General features: G+C 65.7%; 8 protein-coding genes and 1 pseudogene. 3 read left to right on the top strand and 6 right to left on the bottom strand.

The window, feature by feature from the left end; translation table 11 throughout:
- The 3 genes and pseudogenes from AC1DU4_RS26020 to AC1DU4_RS26010 all read right to left on the bottom strand — a co-directional run.
- Positions 1–218 (bottom strand): annotated as a pseudogene (locus tag AC1DU4_RS26020) (hypothetical protein); the annotation flags it as partial.
- A 187-nt stretch (positions 219–405) separates the two neighbouring features.
- Entirely contained in the window at positions 406–579 is a 174-nt protein-coding gene (locus AC1DU4_RS26015; RefSeq protein WP_477844824.1) for a CsbD family protein, read from the bottom strand.
- Between the two features lie 272 nt (positions 580–851).
- Entirely contained in the window at positions 852–1,262 is a 411-nt protein-coding gene (locus AC1DU4_RS26010) for a hypothetical protein (RefSeq protein ID WP_477844820.1), read from the bottom strand.
- A gap of 318 nt (positions 1,263–1,580) precedes the next feature.
- Here AC1DU4_RS26010 and AC1DU4_RS26005 point away from each other — a divergent pair, with 318 nt between their 5' ends.
- A complete protein-coding gene (locus AC1DU4_RS26005) occupies positions 1,581–1,748 on the top strand; it encodes a CDGSH iron-sulfur domain-containing protein (RefSeq protein WP_477844822.1) in 168 nt (55 codons plus the stop codon).
- A 51-nt stretch (positions 1,749–1,799) separates the two neighbouring features.
- Here AC1DU4_RS26005 and AC1DU4_RS26000 read toward each other — a convergent pair whose 3' ends face one another.
- Positions 1,800–2,813 carry an iron-containing redox enzyme family protein gene (locus AC1DU4_RS26000; RefSeq protein ID WP_477844818.1) on the bottom strand — a complete coding sequence of 338 codons (1,014 nt, stop codon included), beginning with the start codon at positions 2,811–2,813 and terminating at the stop codon, positions 1,800–1,802.
- Positions 2,814–2,831: 18 nt separating this feature from the next.
- On the opposite strand from AC1DU4_RS26000, the gene AC1DU4_RS25995 reads away from it, so the two are divergent.
- Together AC1DU4_RS25995 and AC1DU4_RS25990 are read left to right on the top strand one after the other, a co-directional pair.
- On the top strand, positions 2,832–3,335 hold the full coding sequence (locus AC1DU4_RS25995; RefSeq protein ID WP_477844816.1) for a hypothetical protein: 504 nt from the start codon (positions 2,832–2,834) through the stop codon (positions 3,333–3,335).
- 122 nt (positions 3,336–3,457) lie between these two features.
- Positions 3,458–4,072 carry a DUF4304 domain-containing protein gene (locus AC1DU4_RS25990; RefSeq protein WP_477844814.1) on the top strand — a complete coding sequence of 205 codons (615 nt, stop codon included), beginning with the start codon at positions 3,458–3,460 and terminating at the stop codon, positions 4,070–4,072.
- 123 nt (positions 4,073–4,195) lie between these two features.
- Here the strand turns inward: AC1DU4_RS25990 and AC1DU4_RS25985 are convergent, their stop codons facing one another.
- Positions 4,196–4,357: a hypothetical protein gene (locus tag AC1DU4_RS25985; RefSeq protein ID WP_477844812.1), complete on the bottom strand. Its 162-nt coding sequence runs from the start codon at positions 4,355–4,357 to the stop codon at positions 4,196–4,198.
- Between the two features lie 337 nt (positions 4,358–4,694).
- Positions 4,695–4,948: hypothetical protein (locus AC1DU4_RS25980; protein ID WP_477844810.1), on the bottom strand; the 254-nt coding region annotated here is incomplete at its 5' end.

The following is a 4,948-nucleotide window of genomic DNA, read 5'->3' as shown; positions in this document are numbered from 1 at the left end:
TCCCAGCACACCTGCGTGTTGGTCTCCACCTGGCATTTGGACAGCTCCAGTTGCAACGGCAGCCCGAATCTCTCGGCGGCGGCGGCAACCTCGGTGTTGCAGAAGCGGGGCCGCCCGGTTTTCGGGTCGACTAGGAGGAATTCCTCTTCAACCCCGACGGACGGACCGGTGGCGCGCGGATGCCGAGTTTCTGGCACGGGTGTCTGCTCGGTGTTCATGCTCGGTGTTTTCCCCGGTCAGCGCGATCCGAAACCCATGTGGCCTAGGCGCGGACATGATTTCCAGATCGCGGCGGGACTCACAGCCGTGGCCCAGCTGCGACAGGACGGTCGCGCGCGCGAGCGGCAGCGGTCAGGCGTTTCGTCCGACCTGCTGCCGTCGCGAGGTGCCGGGTTTCTGACCCGGTCAGTCCTTGAACGCGTCCTTGACCTTCTCGCCCGCCTGCTTGAGATTCCCCTTGGCCCGGTCCTTGTGTCCTTCGGCCTCRGTGTCCTTGTCGCCGGTGGCCTCGCCGACCTTMTCTTTTGCCTTGCCTGCCAACTCTTCTGCCTTGTTCTTCGCCTTGTCGACGGCTCCCATGGTGTGCTCCTTCGATATCTCGAACGTCGTGGAAGCGCCCTCTGCAACTTCCGGAAGGTGTTGCTCCGCTGCATCGCTGACAGACCACGTCGCCTCGATGACAGCCTCATGCGCACGCCGAATCCCGTCGACCCACAGCACTGATTCCAGCGACGGTGGCGGCGCCAATCACAGTTCAGATCCACAGATTTCGCATGGACCCGGCATACCCGTTCGCCGGCATCGGGAAACAACGCAACAACCGGTGGCATCGGAGTGAGCGTCTGCGCGCCCTATCCCTCGTCGCCCGGACGAGACCTACCCTCGCGGTCAGGCTTTCCGCCAGAATTCTCGGGGTCGTAGTCCGGGTCGATCTGGTCTGCCCGGTCCCATTCCTTGTTCAGGTCTTCACGGGCCGAGGCTGCTTCGCTGGTCCGCGCGGCGGCACGCTCCTGCAGTCGCGTCGCCTCGGCCGCCTTCGCGTCCGCCTCCGCGGCGGCCGCGCGGGCCTTGGCCGCGGTCTCGTCGGCGAGCGCCTCGTGCTGCCCAACCTTGTGCGACCGCTCCGCCGCCTTGTCGCGGATGTCCTCGGCCTCGCCGCGACGCTGCTCCGCGCGCCGGCGCGTCACCGACCAGACGAGCGCGACAACGACGACAGCGACGACGACAGCGGCGACGATCCAGATGGTGGTGGTGGTGTCCATGTCGGCTCCTTGATTCTGTGGTTCCCGGAATTGATCGTCACGAGTGGTGTTCGGTGACCAGGTGGGCACACGCCGCGACCGTCGGCCTCGTTCAGGCTCACACCGGGAGGATTGCCCGCCGGGCACTAGGTTGAAACGTCCCTTCGGGACTCGGGTGGTTGGGTGCGACCGGCCGGGGGTACTCGATGGACACCCGGTCGCTTTGCCGCGACCTCGGGGCGGTGCAAGGGGAGGTGGAGGATGAACGGTTCGTCGTCGCAGAGCGATTCGTGGTCGGCCTACTGCTACCCGGAATGGAACTCCCCGGACGTCGAATGCCTGCGTCGGGTGCGTGGTGGTCCGGTGCTCGTGCGGGGACCGGTCCGCATCTGCCTGCCGGACGGCCGCGTCGTGACGTCGGACCGATTCGTCGTCGCGGTCTGCATGTGCCGGCGGAGCGGGATCTACCCGTTGTGCGACACCAGTCATCGTCTCGGGCGGGACTGACTACCTCGCGGGTGCACCGCCGTCATGGGTTCCGCCGGCCACGCTCGCCTTCTACAGCTTCGATGCCGACACACGTGTCAACGGCCGCCCGACGGGAAGGAGGGAACTGCGATCCTTGGACCAGCTGTCCGTCATTTGTTTCGAGGCGCGTTCCTCGAGCAGTTCGCTTGCCTGGACGCCGAGCACCACGTCGGCGGCCAGGTCCGGCTCCGCGTCGAGCAGGCCGCCGACCACCTCGTGACGCAGGACCTGCTCGTGCACGGCGTCGGCTTCGACGTGCTCGGCGTAGAAGTGCGAGCACTCGGTCGGGGCGTGTAAGCGTTGGAGTGCCCCGACCAGCCGGGCTGCGCTGGGCGGTGTGGTGATCTCGGCCGCCGCGAAGAGGCCGACAAGTGCGCCCCGTAGGCCGCGGTGCAGCCCGAAAAGGGACATCAGGTTCACCGTTGCCAGCGTCTCCGGGGGTACGGCATCGACGTAGGCGAGGTAGTGCCAGTCGAGGTCGGCCGCGCGCATCAGGTCCTCGAAGAGCTTGCAGTGCATGCGGTCCGCAACCCCGCCACCGAACTCGTCGAACTCGACCGCCACCAGGGCGCACTTGGCCCGACCCTCGAGTCGGGGAATCACCCATGCATGCGGGTCCGCCTCTTTGAGCTGATAGAGGGACCGGTGTGCGAAGTATTCCTGCATCTGTCGCCACGATCCCTGCTCGAGCAGATACCGGGAGGTGCCCGTACCGCCGGGCGGCTCCCGGGAGACTGTGTCGAGAGCTTCGGCCGCGTCGGTGCCGCCGTCGACGTCGGCGCGGATGCGCGCGAGGAATCGGCGTTCCATCCGACTGCGAGCCGCGAGCAGGTCGGGATCCCACTCCCACTCGGGATCGACGTCGTCGAATCCGCGGTAGTGCATCTCGTAACAGATTGCGAGCGCGAGCTGGAGATCGCCCCCGAGGGCATCTGCAAGTCCAAGCTCGAGCGGCCGCGTCAGCAATCCGCTCCGGCCAGTGGACAACGCCGTGATCAGCGTGCACGAGATCGGGCCGCGTGGGGCAGGGAGGTGGGGTGACATGACATCCGGATACCGCAATTGGGGGAGCCTGAAACCTCGGGTCACCGGGGTGCCGGGCGTGCCGCGTCAACCGCTGTCGGCGGTGTACCCGCCGACGGGCGCGCCGGCCTCGACTACGATTGCCGCGATATGGCGGAGGCGTGGGGCTTGGGTGTCTATGGACCGCGAGACTTGTTGCGCGCCTATGAGTGTCACGCGACACGGGAGGTGCGGCCGGTCTCCGGCGAGCTGTTGATCATGATCCCGCTGAGTGATGAGAGCACCTTGGAGATCACGGTCGTCGATCCCTCGGCGGACTGGATCGAGTCGAGGCTTCGCGGGCTCTTCGCGTCGCTGGGCGAGATGGACCGGCGTGCCCAACGTGTTCTGCGCGGCGAGTTCTCGATTGGCTGGATCGAACTCGACTCAGCGCGTCACGGCGTCATCGACTACTGGGCCACCGGGGTCAACAGCGAGTACGCCATCGACATCTCGTGGACCGGAGATGCATGGGTGGAATCGCCGGCCGAACAGCTGACCTGACGCACGATCGGAGATGCTCTTGTATGTTCGGGTGCGGCGCTGTTGTGGGGCGTCGGCCGGCTCGCGCGGGAGGGCCGTCGCCTGTCATCCGGTAGCGACACGGGGTCTGCGATCATGGCCGGATGGAGCATCCGTCGGCCGAGGAAGTATTCACGACCCTGCTCAATGAGAGCGTTGTTCCGCTCCTGGAGGAGCAAGGATTCCGGAAGCGAAGACTGACTTTCACGCGGGAGCGGGATGGTCTGGTCGACGTCGTCAATCTGCAGCGGTCGGCGGGGAACAGTTACGAGTCGATTCGGTTCTACGTCAACTGCGGTGTCTACTCGGCGGAGTTCGACCGGGTCATCGGACGGTCACCACAGGAGCATCCGGCCGAGGTCGACTGCCAGTACCGGCGCCGGATCGAGAGCATTGCGACCGGGATCGGGCCGCACGTGACCGTGAACGCCGACACCGATGTTCCCGCAGTCGCCGACCAGCTGTGCGCGGCACTCACCAGTGCGCTGGCGGTGATGGGTCAGGTTTGTGGCCCCGACGACGTCGCCGGTTCGGTGGGGTCGGACATAGACTTCGACGTCCTCCGCTACCGACTGGCCACAGGCGACATGTCCGGTGCGCGCGAGCAGTATCTGAGAGCGCGCTCCCGTTTCGGTGCAGAGCCCCGTTGGTCGCGCCTGGAGGAGCAGTTCCGCAGGGCGGCAGACTCCTATGCCATCGCCGTCGTCGACCGTGAGTAAAAGGCGCGCCCACCGCAGTTCTGACAGTCGAGTCGTCAATCTCACTGTCGGGCAGGGAGAAGCCCCCATCTCGACGAGGTGGGGCCTTCTTGGTGCGGGGACCGCGAGAGACGGGCCGCTGGGTCAGGAACCGAGCGGCAGGAGGCCGAAGATCAGGTCGTCCGAGCCTGTCAGGCAGATGAAGTCGAAGTCCGTCGAGCCGGCCGAGCCGAGGGGGCTTTCCTGCCGGTGCCAGGTGGTGCAGCCGACGGAGTCGAGCCGGTCGCCGATTTGCCTGCGAGCCAATGCGAGCTTCTCTGGGCATACCCCCATGGGGGTACCCGCTCGAAAACCTGCTCTGGTCTGGCCTTACTGGTGCCCTCGGTGAGACTCGATCTCACACTGCACGGGTTTTGAATCCGTGCAAAAGTGTTTCCCCTGGTCAGGCTTGAGCGCCGTTGCTGACAGAATCTCGGTTGATATGTGCAGGTAAGGCGCATATTTCTGTCACTTCTGGACCGAAGCTGTCAGCCTCGACGCACAAGGCTATCCGGGATCACTGCGAGTGACCGCGAGTGAAACCGAACGGCAGCTCTCCCCGCCGGTATCGGGTGATCGGGGGTCGGCGGAGTCGAAGTGACGTTTACACGCTAATGGCGAGCTGGAAGTCCCTCAGCGTGAGTGCGATCCAGCACGAGGGGACACCCGCTGCGAAAGACCAGCCAAGTAACCGAAGTTTCGGCGCGAACCGTTGGACCGCCAGCGCAATCAGGGCTACCGCGATGAATGGGACCAGAAATGGCAAAGCCCAGCTCTTCCAGCCATCGGCGCGGAGGTGGCCAAAGACGATCAGCCCCACCAGGAAACACCACCAGAAGGCGGCTCCAAGGATGAGGC

Source organism: Rhodococcus sp. P4_F5, from assembly GCF_056401315.1.
This window is presented reverse-complemented; position numbering and strand designations above follow the sequence as displayed.

What these genes read in the sequence shown, in the direction of transcription:
- AC1DU4_RS26000 (WP_477844818.1), bottom strand. Translation starts at nt 2,813, where the DNA reads ATGTCACCCCACCTCCCTGCCCCACGCGGCCCGATCTCGTGCACGCTG.
- AC1DU4_RS25990 (WP_477844814.1), top strand. Translation starts at nt 3,458, where the DNA reads ATGGAGCATCCGTCGGCCGAGGAAGTATTCACGACCCTGCTCAATGAG.
- AC1DU4_RS26010 (WP_477844820.1), bottom strand. Translation starts at nt 1,262, where the DNA reads ATGGACACCACCACCACCATCTGGATCGTCGCCGCTGTCGTCGTCGCT.